The sequence below is a fragment of the Agromyces hippuratus genome (assembly GCF_013410355.1).
Classification (GTDB): Bacteria; Actinomycetota; Actinomycetes; order Actinomycetales; family Microbacteriaceae; genus Agromyces; species Agromyces hippuratus.
The window spans coordinates 3,802,434-3,815,796 of record NZ_JACCFI010000001.1 but is presented as its reverse complement, the minus strand read 5'-3'; the positions used below and the strand labels follow the sequence as shown (position 1 = coordinate 3,815,796).

Below are 13,363 nucleotides of genomic sequence, written 5' to 3'. Positions count from 1 at the left end.
GAGGACCGACAGCACCCGGCCGGGGCCGGATCATCCCGCACTCCGCCGCGATCCGCAAGGCGTTGCCGCCGAGGGCTCAGCGCGGTTGGCTGGTGCGACCCGACCGGAGGAGGCGGATCACCGTGGACACGAGCACCATCGTCTGGATCATCGTCGGCATCGTCGTCGTCATCGCGATCGTCGTCGTCATCATCGTCATGGCGACGGGCAATCGGCGGCGCGAGGCCCGTCTCGAGGCCGATCGTCGGCGCGCAGCCGACCTCAGGCAGAGCGCGGCGGAGACCGACGCAGCTGCGCGTCAGCGTGAAGCAGACGCCGCAGCGGCCGCGGCCGACGCCAAGCAGGCCGAGGCCGCGGCGGCGCAGGCTCGGCTCGACTCGGAGCGCCTCGCCCGCGAGAGCTCGGAACGCAGCGCCGCCGCGGCGGACCTCCACACCGAGGCCGACGACCGCCTGAAGAAGGCCGACCGGCTGGATCCCGACGTCGACACCACCGCACGAGATGGCGACGTCGACACCACCGCACGAGATGGCGACGTCGAGACGGGTCCTGGCCGGCACGGCACGTCGCCCTCGGTCTAGCTCCCCACGCCGACTGCTCGAGCGCGGGCCCGCCGCACGGCAGCGGGCCCGCGCTCGAGCGCGGGCCGGCGCCTCAGCCGAGCGCGATGACTGCGTCGAGCGTCTCGTCGCCGAGCGCACGGTCGGCGTAGATCACCCGGTCGAGGTGCGTCGTGCCGCCGGGCGTCGACGGGTGGTCGTCTTCGGGGCCGCCGAGGCGCGCCGAGCGGCCCTGCCACTGCAGTTCGAGCCCGATGCGCTCGAGCACGCGGACCGAGCCGGCGTTGTTGCCGAGCACGCGCGCCGTGACCGGGGTGTCGGGCCGGGTCGCCTGAGCCGCGGCGAGCGACACGGTCGCCGCCTCGGTCGCGAAACCGTGGCCCCAGGCCTCGGGTGCGAAGCGATAGCCGAGGTTCCAGGCGTCGAAGTCGAGCATCTTGGCCCCGGCCGAGCCGAGGAAGACGCCTGCTGGAAGCTCGCCGAGGGGTTCGCGGAGAAGCACCGCGCAGTGCGCGAACCCATACGCCCGCCGACTGTCGATCGAGGCCTGGATCGCCCGCTCGGACTCGTCACGGCTCGTGTGCCGGCCGCTCGGCAGGTGCTCCCACGTGCGAGCATCGCCGTACACGGCGTAGTACGCGTCGACATCGTCGAGCGCGAGTGGGCGCAGCAGCAGCCGCTCGGTCTGCAGGGTCTGCGCCATCGGCGGCCGTGGGGCCTGAACGGTCTGGTTCTCTTCGATCATCGCTTCGAGTCTCGCAGCGGCAGCCGACACTCAGCTGTCGGTGACCCGACCGCCTTCGACGTGCCAGCGGCGGTCGAGACGCACGTGCTCGAGCATGCGACGGTCGTGCGTGACGAGCAGCAGCGTGCCCTCGTACGAGTCGAGGGCATCTTCGAGCTGCTCGATCGCCGCGAGGTCGAGGTGGTTCGTCGGTTCGTCGAGCACGAGCACGTTGACGCCGCGTGCCTGCAGCAGCGCGAGCCCGGCGCGCGTGCGCTCACCGGGCGAGAGCGCGTCGACCGGGCGCAGCACGTGGTCGGCCTTCAGCCCGAACTTCGCCAGCAGAGTGCGCACCTCGCCGGCCGAGTACTCGGGCACGAGTGCCTCGAACGCGTCGGCGAGCGGTGCCGCCCCGGTGAGCTGGGTGCGCGCCTGGTCGATCTCGCCGATGGCGACGGATGTCCCGAGGCTCGCCGTGCCCCCGTCGGCCGCGCGCCGCCCGAGCAGGAGAGTGAGCAGCGTCGACTTGCCGGCCCCGTTCGGGCCGGTGATGCCGATGCGCTCCCCCGCGTCGACCTGCAAGGAGACAGGGCCGAGCGTGAAGTCGCCCTGCTGCACCACGGCCTCGTTGAGCGTCGAGACGACCGAACTCGAGCGCGGCGCCTGGCCGATCGTGAACTCGAGCTGCCACTCCTTGCGCGGTTCCTCGACCTCGTCGAGGCGCGCGATGCGGCTCTCCATCTGGCGAACCTTCTGCGCCTGCTTCTCGCTCGACTCGGTCGCGGCCTTGCGCCGGATCTTGTCGTTGTCGGGCGACTTCTTCATCGCGTTGCGCACGCCCTGGCTCGACCACTCGCGCTGGGTGCGCGCCCGTGAGACGAGGTCGGCCTTCTTCGCGGCGAACTCCTCGTAGTCGTCGCGCTGCTGCCGCCGTGCGGTCGCGCGCTCCTCGAGGTAGGCGTCGTATCCGCCGCCGTAGATGCGGTTCGAGTGCTGGGCCAGGTCGAGCTCGAGCACTCGCGTGACCGAACGGGCGAGGAACTCGCGGTCGTGGCTCACCAGCACGACGCCGCCGCGGATGCCTCGGACGAACGCCTCGAGCCGCTCGAGCCCGTCGAGGTCGAGGTCGTTCGTGGGCTCGTCGAGCAGCACGAGGTCGAAGCGCGAGCAGAGCAGGGCTGCGAGCCCCACTCGGGCCGCCTGACCGCCCGAGAGCGAGGTCATCATCGAGTCGGCCGAGAGGTGGGCGTCGGCGCCGCCGAGGCTGAGCCCGAGTTCGGCGAGCACGGCCGGCAGCCGCTCGTCGAGGTCGGCGGCGCCGGAGGCGAGCCAGCGCTCGAGGGCCACGGAGTACTCGTCGGCGGGGTCGGGTGCGCCGGGCGCCGGGGCATCCGTCGACCCGAGCGCCAGCGCTGCGGCATCGAGACGAGCGGATGCCTCGGCCGCACCGGTGCGCCGCGCGACGTAGGCCGCGATGGTCTCACCCTCGACGCGCTCGTGCTCCTGCGGCAGCCAGCCGACGAACGCGTCAGCCGGCGAGAGGTGCACGGTGCCGGCCTGCGGTTCGAGCTCGCCCGCGAGGATGCGGAGCAGGGTGGACTTGCCCGCGCCGTTGACGCCGACGATGCCGACGACATCGCCGGGGGCGACCGTGAGGTCGAGACCGTCGAAGAGTGTGCGGTGGGCGTAGCCACCGGCGAGGCCCTGGGCCACGAGTGTTGCAGTCACCGGTCAACCCTAGTCAGCGGGCGCTGTGAGTTCAGCGCCGCCAGCGGTACGGCGTCGTCGTCGAGACCCTGATGAGCCCCGACCGCTCGAGGATCGGCCGCGAGAACTCCGTGGAGTCGGAGTTGATGAGCCGCTTGCCCATGGCGATCGCCGACTTCGCGCGTGCCGCGGTCAACGCCCGGTAGACACCGCGTCCGCGCCATTCCTCACGGGTCGCACCGCCCCAGATGCCCGCGAACTCGGTGCCCGGCACCGGTTCGAGCCGGCCTGCGCTGACGATGCGGCCGTCGGCCTCGGCGACCCAGAGTTCCATGCCGTCGCCTCGGTCGAGGCGGGCGAGCACCGCGTCGGCCGTCTCCTCGGAGTGGACGTCGCCGAACACCTCGCCCTGCATGCGGCACATGGCGCGGACATCGGGTTCCTCCGTGACGCGTCGCACGGTCACGCCCTCGGGCAGCGGCACCTCGGCGACGAGGGCACTCGCCTCGCCGATCATGATCGACTCGACGTCGTCGGCCTCGAAGTCGTTGGCGAGGAGGGTGCCGTGCAGGCCGGGCGCGGCATCGTGGCCGCGCGTCTTCCACTCCACTCGCGTGATCTCGGGATCGGCGGTGAAGTGGGCGAGCGCGCCGACCACGAGGCCGGCGATCTCGGTCGCGGTCGCACCGTCGAGGTCGCGGTAGGTCACGAATCCGCGGCCTCCCGCGAAGGTCACGAGGCGCAACGGTCCGAGCCGCTCGACCCCGATCGCGCTCGGCGTCTCGGCGTCGGTGCGGAGTTGGTCGTCGTAGGCGCGCAGCAACTCATCGGCGAGGATCATGGCCCCCATACTGGGGGCACGACCCGCCGATCTGCAAAGCTTCGAGGAATGCTCGCGCGAGCCCGAGTTGCTCGGCGAACTGTCGGGTCGGGTCAGCGAGCCGCTCGCCACTCCTCGGCGAGCATCGCGTAGGTGTAGCCGTCGACCCATCCGAGCTCCGCGTGCCAGGAGTCGCGCACGCCGTGCTGCTCGCGCCGCATGCCCAGCTTCTCCATGATGCGCCACGAGGCCGTGTTGTCGGCGAAGCATCCGGCCGTGACCCGGTGCACGCCGAGGTCGCCGAACGCGAGGTCGAGCAGCGCGCGGGCGATCTCGGTCGCGTAGCCGTTGCCCGCGTGGGCCGGATCGAGGATGTATCCGATGCCTGCCTCGGCTCGGCGCCAGGGGCCGTCGTCGATGTGCGACTGCCCCATGGCGTCGGTGATCCAGAGCGCGCCCGTGCCGACGACCTCGTCGCCGAGCACCGCGACGGCGGAGTGGTCGTTCGGGTCGCCTGCACCGTCGAGCCAGGTCTTGCGGAACGCCCGCGGCTCGACCTCGGTGCGGATCAACCAGCGGGTGACCTCGGGGGTGTTGCGCCACTCGAGGATCTGGTCGAGATCGGCGTCGGTGGGCTGGCGGAGCGTCAACGGCCCCGCTGGGCGCGGCCACTGCACGTCTGAAGTCGTCATGCCCCCTGCTTAGCAGGCGAGCACCCCGGTGCACGAGTCGGAGGAATCACTTCACGAGTCGGGAGAGCACGCGATCGGCGAGCGGCTTACCGCCCGTCTGGCAGCCCGGGCAGTACTGGAACGTCGAGTCGGCGAAGATGACCTGGCGGATCGTGTCGCCGCACACCTCGCAGGTCTGCCCGGTGCGCCCGTGCACGCGCATGCCGCGACGCTTGGCGTCTTTGAGCTCGGCGGGCGGCCGACCGGATGCCACGGCAACCGCCTCGGCGAGGGTCTCGCGCATCGCGGTGTAGAGCGTCTCGACCTGCTCGGGCGTGAGCTTCGCGGCGAGTGCATAGGGCGACATCTTCGCAGCGTGCAGGATCTCGTCGGAGTAGGCGTTGCCGATGCCGGCGAACACCGACTGGTCGCGCAGCACCCCCTTGATCTGCGTTCGGCGGCCGTCGAGCACGGCGGCGAAGTCGGCGAGGGTGAAGTCGGGAGCCGTGGGGTCGGGCCCGAGCCGCGCGATGCCCGGCACCTCGCCGGGGTCGCCCACGACGTACACGGCGAGCGACTTCTTGGTGCCGGCCTCGGTCAGGTCGAACCCGGAGCCGTCGTCGAGCCGCACGCGCAGGGCGAGCGGCGAACGGCCGGGCTTCACGGGGGTCGACGGCACCTCGTCGTACCAGCGCAGCCAGCCGGCCCGCGCGAGATGGAACACGAGGTGCGGCCCGCCCGTGTCGAGGTCGACGAACTTGCCGTGGCGTCGCACGCGCTCGATGCGCTGCCCCTCGAGCGCCGAGAGCGGCGGATCGAAGGTCTTCAGCGCCGAGATCGCCGCGACTCGAAGGGAGGCGAAGGCGTGACCCGCCGCCCGCTCGTCGAGGAACGCGGCGAGCGCCTGCACTTCGGGAAGCTCGGGCACACCGACATCCTGCACCCGGCCGCCGACAGCCGCACCCTCACCGGCGCCTGCGGTCGCAGGTCACTCCGTCGCGAAGTCCAGCTTCGAGTCGGTGACCGCGATGACCGACCACGTGCCGCCGTCGGCGTCGGTGAACTCGTACGCCGGAACCACGAGCACGCTGCCATCGGGTTGCCACTGGCTCGAGAGCCCGAGGCGTGCGCTGACGATCTGCACGTCGTTCACGGGCCACGAGACGGAGCTTCCCGCTGCGGGCGTGGCCGGCGGCTCGGTCGGAGGCACCCACTCCTCGACAGGGAAGTCGACCGGCGCGTCGGCCGCATCGAACCGCATTGCGGTCATCTGCGCACCGAACCGCATGTCGGAGAGCCGCTCGAAGCCCTCCTGCTCGCTGACGACCTCGTAGTCGCCCATCGTCACGAGGTCGGCGAGAGCGCCGGAGGCGCTGACGATGCCCGCCTTCGTGAGCTCGAGCGACCATGCCTGGTCGATGCGCTGACCGTCGACGACCGGCCACGCCTGCGCCGCCTGCGTCACCGCACCCTCCCACGTCTCAGAGGTGTACTCGAACGCGTCGGCGTCACGCCCGACGGCCGTGATGAGCGATCGGAGCGCGTCGATCGCGGCGGCCTCGCTCGGCAGGTCGGCGACGGGCGGCTCGCACATCGGCATCTCGGGAACGACCGCGCCGTCGGGAGCGGCCGGCTCGACCTGCATCGGCTCGCAGGCCCACGGGTTGTTCAGCGGGTCGGAGTACGAGAAGCCGAGCGTGCCATCGAGCCCGACGTAGAGCGCCGGGCCGGAACCGTCCTGCGGGCCGATGATCCAGCTCCCGTCCTTCAGCTCGGGGGTGCCCTCGACACCGAGCGCTGCGGCGAGCGCGGCGACGGTCTCGGTGTTCGATGCGGCTCGCGCATCGTAGGCGTATGCGGCGGCCGAACCGCCGGCGGTCGAGAGTCCGGAGGCGCTGAACGTGTTGCGACCGTAGCCGTAGGGCATCATCATGTCGTTGACGCCGCTCGACCCGGCCATCTTGCGACCGGCGGCGTCGAAGGCGGCGGACTCCTGCGTTGCGCCGTCTTGCGCTGCACCGCCCTGCGCATCGCCCATCTGCAGTGAGATCGGAGCGGCGGCGAGTTCGGTCGATCCGGCCGTCAGCGTTCCGATGCCGAACCCCGCACCGCCGACGATCGCCACGGACGCGGCGACCGCCGCGACGACGAGCCAACGCGGGCGGCGCCGGGCGCGCTCGGACTCGAGATCGGCGACCTCGGCCGGCGCCGCCTGCGGCGCCGCCGTCTGTGCGATGACGTCCTCGGCGAATCCGGGGCGAGGTTCGACGTCGGCCGCTGGGTCGGCGGCGCGCAGTCGTGCGACCGGGTCGAGATCGTTGTCGTCGTTCATGTCGAACACCCTTCGTGCGTGCGGTTCACTTGGGGATATGTCCCGAGCGGGAAGAACCTTGCATCGACCGCCGGAACCGGGCTAGGCAGTACACCTAGAACGACATCCGCTCGCCCCAGGCCTCACGCAGGCGCTTGCGGGCCCGTGACAGCGCAGCATCCGCGCCGGAGCGCGAGATGCCGAGCACGTCGGCGAGCTCCTGGCCGTCGAGGCCCTCCCACGCGTGCAGCAGCAGGATGCGCCGGTCGCGCTCGCCGACGCTCTCGAGCGCGCCGCGCAGCTCCGCGTCGAAGAGTGCGCTGAGCTCGGGGTCGTGCTCGATGCGCGCGCTCCCGGTCTCGGGAACCACTTCGACGGGCAGGTCGATGTGCTTGCGACGCCCGTTCGCGAGCGTGAACCCCGCGGTGCGGTAGAGCCAGGGCAGCACCGCGTCACGCGGCACATCGGCGCGGCGACGCCACGCGGTCGCGAAGACGTCCGCGGCGAGGTCCTCCGCGTCCTGGCGCGGGCCCCGACGGGCGAAGTAGCGCACGAGGGCGGTCGAATGCTCGCGGACGACCTCGGTGAACCATGCCGTGTCGGCACTCGACGCGGCCGCGTCTGCGGGCTCGGGCATCGCCACCTCCTCGGCTGCGTCGGCGCGTGCTGCGGTGCTGGCGATCCTCACACCCGGTATATGTCGCGTCAGCCGCGAGTCTTGCACGGCCCCGCGCGAAACTATTCCGCGGCACGCAGCGGCAGGTGCTCCCCGCCGGTCTGGCAGGTCGGGCAGTACTGCGCGGTCGTGCTCGCGAACGAGAAGTCGAGCACGGTGTCGCCGCAGGCCGGGCACGTCTCGCCGGCCCGGCCGTGCACCCGCATCGACGCGACCTTCGCGGCCTTGAGCTGGTCGATCGGCACGCCCCGCTGCCGTTCGATCGCACCTCTGACGGTGCCGACCGTGGCTTCGAAGAGGCGATCGAGCTCGCCCTCGGTCAGCGCGGCAGCGTGCGCCACCGGCGAGACCTTCGCGAGATGCAGGATCTCGTCGGAATAGGCGTTGCCGACGCCGGCGATCGACTCCTGCTCCTGCAGCACGGCCTTCACCTGCTTGCGGCGCCCGGCGACGACGCGGTCGAAGTCCTCGCGCGTGAATCCTGGGTCGGCGGGGTCGGGTCCGAGCTTCGAGACCGCCGGCACGTCCTTCGGGTCGTCGACGACGAAGCAGCCGAGCGACACCCAGTCACCGGCATCCGTCAATTCGACGACCGTTCCGTCGTCGAAGGCGAGCACGACGAGTGTGGGCGGCGCGTCGGCGACGGATTCGTCCGTCTCGCCGTTCGCGTATCGCGCCCAGCCGTGCCGACCCAGTGAGACCACGAGGTGCTGGGCGTCGCCGACCGCGAGGTCGACGTGCTTGCCGTGTCGGGTCGCCCCGCTCACGCGTTCGCCGCGCAGCGACGACGGCGGCCTGGTGCGCGTCTTGGCCGCACGGAACTCCACGACGTCGACGTCGGTGATCTCGCGGCCCGCCAATCGCGTGCCCAGATCTTCGACGAGCGCCTGCACCTCGGGCGACTCGGGCATGCCGCCAGCATCGCACACGGGGTGACTGCGGTGATAGCCCCATGAGCCCGGTGCGCGGGTGCCGCGCCCCCCGGCGCGGCACCCGCTCCCCTGCAGGCCCTACACCTCGGGAGGTGGGGCCTGGTCTTCGGTCCGCGTGACGCGCTGGCCCGCCACCGGATCGGTGGTCGTGCTCGTCGTGGAGATGCTCCGACGACGGCGCATCATGAAGACGAGACCGAAGATGATGACGACCGCCCCCGCGATCATCAAGATGTAGCCGACGAGATCGAGGTCGATCCAGTCGACGGTGACGTTCAGCGCGAAGGTGAGTACCGCGCCGATCGCCACGAGCAGAATGCCGAGGCCGATGCTCATGTCATGTCCTCCGGTTCAGTCGTGGGCGGATGAGCCGCCGGGCTACTTCCCAGCGTCGTCGAACGCGTCCTTGACCTTGTCTGCGGCCTTCTTGGCGTCGGCCTTGACCTGGTCGGCCTTGCCTTCGGCCTCCAGTCGCTCGTTGTCGGTCATCTTGCCGATGCCCTCCTTGACCTTTCCGGTCATGCGGTCAGCGGTGTTGCCGATGTCGTCCTTGGCGCTCATGGCGTCCTCCTCGGGAATCGATACCGCCGGCGCACCTGTTCAGTGCGTCGGCTCCTCCACGGTAGGCAGAGTGCCATACGGTCGGCAACGGGTTGACAAGGCGGCCGACGGCACCTACGGTCGCGCGCGGATGTCGGTGGGTGCTGAGACACTCTCACTATGACGACGATCGAACTGCGAGAGACCCGGCACCTCGCTGTGGGCGACACACTCGTCAGCGTCTCCGGCGGCAATTACGAGATCACGAAGCTCGCGCGCGTCGGCCGCGGCATCCGCGTGCACTACCTCGCCGACGACGGCGCGGCAGGGCGGTTCACGGCCGCACCCGAGGCAGTCAGCCGGGTACTCAGCGGCGGGCACGACAGCCCGGCACGGCACGTCGCCTGACCCCTTCCAAGACCTGGCGTTCGATTGCACCCGCGGCACCATATGATCTCGTCGTGGAAACCATCGCCGCCCGTGCCGCACTGAACCTCGATCCGGTGCGCGCGCTCGCGCCCGAGCAGATCGAATCGGCGTATCGCGCCGAGGCCTGGGCGCGGCATCCGTCGCGGTATCCTGACGCCGAGAGCCGGTACGCGGCCGAATCGTGGGCGATGACCCTGCAACAGGCTCGAGCGGCCCTGCTGGCCGAGAGCGCCGCGTTCGGCGCTGCGAGCACGGCGCCGCCCGTTCCGCGACGCGGCCTCTCGACCGGCTGGATCGCCGGCATCGTCGCGGGGGCGTCCGTCGTCGTCATCGGGCTCGTCGTCGCCCTCGCCTTCGGCGTCTCGGCGCTCACCCAGCGCGTGACCGAACTCGCCGAGCCGGAGTTCGATTCGGGCACGACCTCGGAGACCGTCGAGCGGTTCTCCGCAGCGGAGACGGGCTTCACCTTCCCGGCCGCGATCGAGTACTACGACGACGGGCGCTACGCAGGCCAGTGCTCCGCCGAGTACGAGCAGGGATGCTGGATGGCCGCCGTCATCCCCGAGGGCGACTGCAGCATCATGATCGTCTCGGTCGCGTTCGCCGAGACGCTGGAGCAGGAGGAATCCGACTACGTCCAGACCCTTCGCTTCTTCGACGTCGTCGCGGGCGAGCCGACGCCGGTCGTGTACGGCGACGACGACTACGCCTCCTCGTGGCTCGCCGACATCACCTGCAACGAGGGAACCGCGTAGTCGCGGCGCTCTTCGGGCACGAAGAAGCCCCGATCTCGCCGCGGTGCATGCGCGCGGAGATCGGGGCTTCGAACGCGACTACTTGATGACGAAGAGCACGGGCTCCTCTTCGGTGGGCGTGTCGTACTGCGACCACTTCACGCCGGCCGGCACGTTGCCGCCCGGTGCGACGGCAGCGGCGTAGCAGTTGGTGATCACCTGGGTCTTGACCTCTTCCTCGTCACCGAACGAGTCGCTCGGGCAGGCGTCGAAGCCGACCAGGATGAGGCTCTGCACCCGGTCGCCGTTGGCGTCGACCACGTCGAAGTCGCTCGGCTGGGTGAACGGCTGCAGGTCGCCGCTGACGTAGCGGGACTCGACGTTGGCGAAGTACACGTCCATGCCCTTGAGCTCGGGGATCTCGGCGACGAGGGTGTCGACATCGGCCTGGGCCGCCTTGTCGATGCTCTTCAGGTGGTGCGACAGCACCGACTCGTTGTCGTCGTAGTCGAGGTACGGGATGTTCCCCCAGGTGCCGGCGGGAACCGTGGAACCCGGCGCTGCGTCGGCGCCGCCGTCGAAGGCGGCATCCGCGGGCGCGGCCTCGGGGGTCTCCGACGGCTCCGCCTCGGCAGACGGGGTCACCTTGACGGCACGGTCGGCAGGACTCGACGCGCATCCGGTCAGTGCGAGAGCCGCGATGGCCAACCCCGCGAATGCAACACTCAGTTTCTTCATCGTTCTCCTTGTCAGTGGCAGCCAAGCCTCTTGGCCACCGGCCCCCCTCCGGGCCTCGGTCAGCGCACGACGACCACCATCACGCTGGACGCGCGGATGTGGTCGGAGGCTGTGCGAGGACGAGTGCAGGGACTCGATCAACTCGCGATCAGCCTAGGGTGCGCCCAGGCCGGGAGACCGCAGGTTGCGGAGCGCGACACGCACCGAGATCGAATCGATACCGGCGGGGTCGCGAACGGATGTCGGTGGGTGTCGAGTCGCCCCCGCGGGCACGTTCACCGGGGTGCGATGTTCAGCTTCCCGGCCGCGCTCGAGCACTACACCGACGACCGCTACATGGAGCAATGCTCGACCGAGTTCGAGCAGTGCTGGGTGACCGGCATCATTCCCGAACGCGACTGCAAGATCATGACGGTCACGATCGGCTACGCGTCGGACAACGAACAACTGACGCCCGACCACGTCCAGACGTTGAGGTTCTCCGACGTGGTCGCGGGTGAGACGGTCGCCGCGGTGTCGGGCAACGATGACTATTCGCTGGCGTGGGTCGTCGATGTCACCTGCCACAACCGGTCCGAGTAGCCCGGGCCGCTCGGCGCCTCAGTCGAAGACCGGCGAGAGGAAGCGTCGCTCGTAGCGCCGGATGCACTTCGTCGCGACGGCGAACTCGTAGGCCTCGATGCATTCGGGATCGTCGGCGGCGGCCAGCCGGTACTGCTCGTAGTCGGCCAGCGACGGGAATGTGAACAGCGCGAACGCCTCGTCGCTGTCGCCCTCGCTCGGGAGGAAGTACCCGTGGTGCACCCCGCCGAGCCGATTGACGAGGCGGATCCATCGCTCGCCGTACTCGCGGAATTCCGCGATCTTGTCGGCATCGATCTCGTAGCGCAGGTGCACGGTGATCATCAGGGGCGACTCGTCTCTGTCGGCAGGGTTCTGGGGCGCAGGGCGCGCATCGAGTATGGCACCGGGCTCGCCCGCCACGCGCCCTGGAGCGCCGACTCACGTAACCTGAAGACGGACCGCGATTGGCGCGGGCCGACGAGAGGCTCCCCGTGAACATCATCCTGCTTCGACGATTCGTCGCAGTCGCCGAGGAGCTGCACTTCCCCCGTGCCGCCGACGCCCTCGGCATCCCGCTCGCTTCGCTCTACTCGTCGATCGAGAAGCTCGAGGCCGAGGTCGGGCACCCGCTCTTCACCCGGCAGGGCGAGACTCAGCTCACCAGGGTCGGAGTCCTCCTCCTCGACGAGGCCAGGGCGGAGATCGCCGCTGCACCCGCTCCCGCCGAGAAGCCGGCGGTGAAGGCCGGCGGCAAGGCGAAGGCCTCGAAGGGCAAGGGCCGTGCCCCCATCGTGAAGGGCAAGCCGAAGCCGTACAAGAAGCGTCAGGGGCGCTGACGGCGGCGAACTGCACGGCCCGACGCCCGGAACGCGGTGATGAAGCGCTCAGCGCACCCAGTCACGCCTCAGCAGCCCGTACACCCAGGAGTCGGACACATCGCCGTTGACGATGCAGTCCTCGCGCAGCGTCCCCTCGCGCGTGAACCCGAGTTTCTCGAGCACTCGGGCCGACGCCGGGTTGCGGGTATCGGTTTCGGACTGCACCCGATTGAGGTCGAGTGCGTCGAACGCCCAGCCGAGCACGGCGCGCGCCGCCTCCGTCGCGTAGCCGTGTCCCCACGCTGCCCGGGTGAAGCAGTACCCGAGGGAGGCGCTGCGAAAGTCGGGGTTCCAGCTGTTGAAGGTGCACCAGCCGACGAAGGCCTGGTCGGCGGAGCGTTCGATCGCGACGCGCGCACCACTGCCCTCCTCCGCCATCCGTCGGCATCCGTCCATGAAGCGTGCGACCGAGGCACGGTCGACCCACGGCGGCGAGTCCCAGTAGCGAAGCACGTCGGCGTCGCTCTGCAACGCGAAGAGGGCATCGGCGTCGTCGTCGGTGAACGGCCGGAGTCGCAGTCGCTCGGTGTGCAGGATCGGGGTCGGCAGGGTCACGAGGCCATCCTGTCAGTACCGCCCGACCGGAGCGCCACGACGCAACATGCCGGCGCGCGTTCGTCTCGGTAGGGTGACGCCATGACCGTGAAGATGGACAACGTCGGCATCGTCGTCGAGGATCTCGCCGCCGCGATCGAGTTCTTCCGCGAGCTCGGACTCGAGCTCGAAGGGCAGACCGTCGTCGAGGGCGAGTGGGCCGGACGCGTCACCGGCCTCGGGAACCAGCGGGTCGAGATCGCGATGATGCGCGCACCCGACGGCCACAGCCGTATCGAGCTCTCGCGCTTCATCGAGCCATCCGTCGTCGCCGACCATCGGAACGCCCCGGTGAACGCGCTGGGCTATCTGCGCGTGATGTTCGCCGTCGACGACCTCGATGATCTGCTCGCCCGCCTGCGCGAGCAGGGCGCGGAACTCGTCAGCACCGAGGTGGTGCGCTACGAAGACGCGTACCGGCTCTGCTACGTGCGCGGACCCGAGGGCATCCTCATCGGACTCGCCCAGGAGCTCGGCTGAGGCCG

General features: G+C 70.4%; 19 protein-coding genes. 6 read left to right on the top strand and 13 right to left on the bottom strand.

What is annotated here, in order from left to right; translation table 11 throughout:
• Window positions 1-122 precede the first annotated feature (122 nt).
• Complete coding sequence (locus tag BJY17_RS17905; RefSeq protein ID WP_179552568.1) at window positions 123-581, top strand: hypothetical protein; 459 nt, start codon at window positions 123-125, stop codon at window positions 579-581.
• A gap of 73 nt (window positions 582-654) precedes the next feature.
• On the opposite strand, the gene BJY17_RS17900 is transcribed toward BJY17_RS17905, so the two are convergent.
• The 10 genes from BJY17_RS17900 to BJY17_RS17855 form a co-directional block, all read right to left on the bottom strand.
• Window positions 655-1,305: a GNAT family N-acetyltransferase gene (locus BJY17_RS17900; protein WP_179552567.1), complete on the bottom strand. Its 651-nt coding sequence runs from the start codon at window positions 1,303-1,305 to the stop codon at window positions 655-657.
• Between the two features lie 30 nt (window positions 1,306-1,335).
• Window positions 1,336-3,012, bottom strand: a complete 1,677-nt coding sequence (locus BJY17_RS18840; protein WP_179552566.1) for an ABC-F family ATP-binding cassette domain-containing protein — start codon at window positions 3,010-3,012, stop codon at window positions 1,336-1,338.
• A gap of 31 nt (window positions 3,013-3,043) precedes the next feature.
• Window positions 3,044-3,832, bottom strand: a complete 789-nt coding sequence (locus BJY17_RS17890; RefSeq protein WP_179552565.1) for a GNAT family N-acetyltransferase — start codon at window positions 3,830-3,832, stop codon at window positions 3,044-3,046.
• Window positions 3,833-3,924: 92 nt separating this feature from the next.
• Window positions 3,925-4,503 (bottom strand): GNAT family N-acetyltransferase, encoded by a 579-nt coding sequence (locus BJY17_RS17885; RefSeq protein ID WP_179552564.1) that lies wholly within the window; start codon window positions 4,501-4,503, stop codon window positions 3,925-3,927.
• A gap of 46 nt (window positions 4,504-4,549) precedes the next feature.
• Window positions 4,550-5,410, bottom strand: coding sequence for an Fpg/Nei family DNA glycosylase (locus BJY17_RS17880; RefSeq protein WP_179552563.1), 861 nt, complete (start codon window positions 5,408-5,410; stop codon window positions 4,550-4,552).
• A gap of 60 nt (window positions 5,411-5,470) precedes the next feature.
• Complete coding sequence (locus BJY17_RS17875; RefSeq protein WP_179552562.1) at window positions 5,471-6,814, bottom strand: hypothetical protein; 1,344 nt, start codon at window positions 6,812-6,814, stop codon at window positions 5,471-5,473.
• Between the two features lie 94 nt (window positions 6,815-6,908).
• Window positions 6,909-7,430: an RNA polymerase sigma factor gene (locus BJY17_RS17870; protein ID WP_179552561.1), complete on the bottom strand. Its 522-nt coding sequence runs from the start codon at window positions 7,428-7,430 to the stop codon at window positions 6,909-6,911.
• 101 nt (window positions 7,431-7,531) lie between these two features.
• A complete protein-coding gene (locus BJY17_RS17865; protein ID WP_179552560.1) occupies window positions 7,532-8,380 on the bottom strand; it encodes a DNA-formamidopyrimidine glycosylase family protein in 849 nt (282 codons plus the stop codon).
• A 99-nt stretch (window positions 8,381-8,479) separates the two neighbouring features.
• Window positions 8,480-8,737, bottom strand: coding sequence for a DUF6458 family protein (locus tag BJY17_RS17860; protein ID WP_179552559.1), 258 nt, complete (start codon window positions 8,735-8,737; stop codon window positions 8,480-8,482).
• 42 nt (window positions 8,738-8,779) lie between these two features.
• On the bottom strand, window positions 8,780-8,962 hold the full coding sequence (locus BJY17_RS17855; protein WP_179552558.1) for a CsbD family protein: 183 nt from the start codon (window positions 8,960-8,962) through the stop codon (window positions 8,780-8,782).
• 159 nt (window positions 8,963-9,121) lie between these two features.
• Between BJY17_RS17855 and BJY17_RS17850 the strand changes: the two genes are divergently transcribed.
• Together BJY17_RS17850 and BJY17_RS17845 are read left to right on the top strand one after the other, a co-directional pair.
• Entirely contained in the window at window positions 9,122-9,349 is a 228-nt protein-coding gene (locus tag BJY17_RS17850) for a hypothetical protein (protein ID WP_179552557.1), read from the top strand.
• Window positions 9,350-9,402: 53 nt separating this feature from the next.
• Window positions 9,403-10,125, top strand: a complete 723-nt coding sequence (locus tag BJY17_RS17845) for a hypothetical protein (RefSeq protein ID WP_179552556.1) — start codon at window positions 9,403-9,405, stop codon at window positions 10,123-10,125.
• 78 nt (window positions 10,126-10,203) lie between these two features.
• Here the strand turns inward: BJY17_RS17845 and BJY17_RS17840 are convergent, their stop codons facing one another.
• Complete coding sequence (locus BJY17_RS17840) at window positions 10,204-10,842, bottom strand: hypothetical protein (protein WP_179552555.1); 639 nt, start codon at window positions 10,840-10,842, stop codon at window positions 10,204-10,206.
• Between the two features lie 30 nt (window positions 10,843-10,872).
• On the opposite strand from BJY17_RS17840, the gene BJY17_RS17835 reads away from it, so the two are divergent.
• Entirely contained in the window at window positions 10,873-11,424 is a 552-nt protein-coding gene (locus tag BJY17_RS17835; RefSeq protein WP_179552554.1) for a hypothetical protein, read from the top strand.
• Window positions 11,425-11,442: 18 nt separating this feature from the next.
• On the opposite strand, the gene BJY17_RS17830 is transcribed toward BJY17_RS17835, so the two are convergent.
• Window positions 11,443-11,748: an NIPSNAP family protein gene (locus tag BJY17_RS17830; RefSeq protein ID WP_179552553.1), complete on the bottom strand. Its 306-nt coding sequence runs from the start codon at window positions 11,746-11,748 to the stop codon at window positions 11,443-11,445.
• A 149-nt stretch (window positions 11,749-11,897) separates the two neighbouring features.
• Between BJY17_RS17830 and BJY17_RS17825 the strand changes: the two genes are divergently transcribed.
• Complete coding sequence (locus BJY17_RS17825; protein WP_179552552.1) at window positions 11,898-12,242, top strand: LysR family transcriptional regulator; 345 nt, start codon at window positions 11,898-11,900, stop codon at window positions 12,240-12,242.
• Between the two features lie 48 nt (window positions 12,243-12,290).
• Here the strand turns inward: BJY17_RS17825 and BJY17_RS17820 are convergent, their stop codons facing one another.
• Window positions 12,291-12,839: a GNAT family N-acetyltransferase gene (locus tag BJY17_RS17820; RefSeq protein ID WP_179552551.1), complete on the bottom strand. Its 549-nt coding sequence runs from the start codon at window positions 12,837-12,839 to the stop codon at window positions 12,291-12,293.
• 81 nt (window positions 12,840-12,920) lie between these two features.
• Here BJY17_RS17820 and BJY17_RS17815 point away from each other — a divergent pair, with 81 nt between their 5' ends.
• Window positions 12,921-13,358 carry a VOC family protein gene (locus tag BJY17_RS17815; RefSeq protein ID WP_179552550.1) on the top strand — a complete coding sequence of 146 codons (438 nt, stop codon included), beginning with the start codon at window positions 12,921-12,923 and terminating at the stop codon, window positions 13,356-13,358.
• Window positions 13,359-13,363 lie beyond the last annotated feature (5 nt).

Excerpts from the sequence above, each read along its gene's own strand:
- BJY17_RS17900 (WP_179552567.1), bottom strand. The coding sequence starts at position 1,305 with ATGATCGAAGAGAACCAGACCGTTCAGGCCCCACGGCCGCCGATGGCG.
- BJY17_RS17890 (WP_179552565.1), bottom strand. The coding sequence starts at position 3,832 with ATGATCCTCGCCGATGAGTTGCTGCGCGCCTACGACGACCAACTCCGC.
- BJY17_RS17885 (WP_179552564.1), bottom strand. The coding sequence starts at position 4,503 with ATGACGACTTCAGACGTGCAGTGGCCGCGCCCAGCGGGGCCGTTGACG.
- BJY17_RS17875 (WP_179552562.1), bottom strand. The coding sequence starts at position 6,814 with ATGAACGACGACAACGATCTCGACCCGGTCGCACGACTGCGCGCCGCC.
- BJY17_RS17870 (WP_179552561.1), bottom strand. The coding sequence starts at position 7,430 with ATGCCCGAGCCCGCAGACGCGGCCGCGTCGAGTGCCGACACGGCATGG.
- BJY17_RS17865 (WP_179552560.1), bottom strand. The coding sequence starts at position 8,380 with ATGCCCGAGTCGCCCGAGGTGCAGGCGCTCGTCGAAGATCTGGGCACG.
- BJY17_RS17860 (WP_179552559.1), bottom strand. The coding sequence starts at position 8,737 with ATGAGCATCGGCCTCGGCATTCTGCTCGTGGCGATCGGCGCGGTACTC.
- BJY17_RS17855 (WP_179552558.1), bottom strand. The coding sequence starts at position 8,962 with ATGAGCGCCAAGGACGACATCGGCAACACCGCTGACCGCATGACCGGA.
- BJY17_RS17850 (WP_179552557.1), top strand. The coding sequence starts at position 9,122 with ATGACGACGATCGAACTGCGAGAGACCCGGCACCTCGCTGTGGGCGAC.
- BJY17_RS17840 (WP_179552555.1), bottom strand. The coding sequence starts at position 10,842 with ATGAAGAAACTGAGTGTTGCATTCGCGGGGTTGGCCATCGCGGCTCTC.
- BJY17_RS17830 (WP_179552553.1), bottom strand. The coding sequence starts at position 11,748 with ATGATCACCGTGCACCTGCGCTACGAGATCGATGCCGACAAGATCGCG.
- BJY17_RS17815 (WP_179552550.1), top strand. The coding sequence starts at position 12,921 with ATGACCGTGAAGATGGACAACGTCGGCATCGTCGTCGAGGATCTCGCC.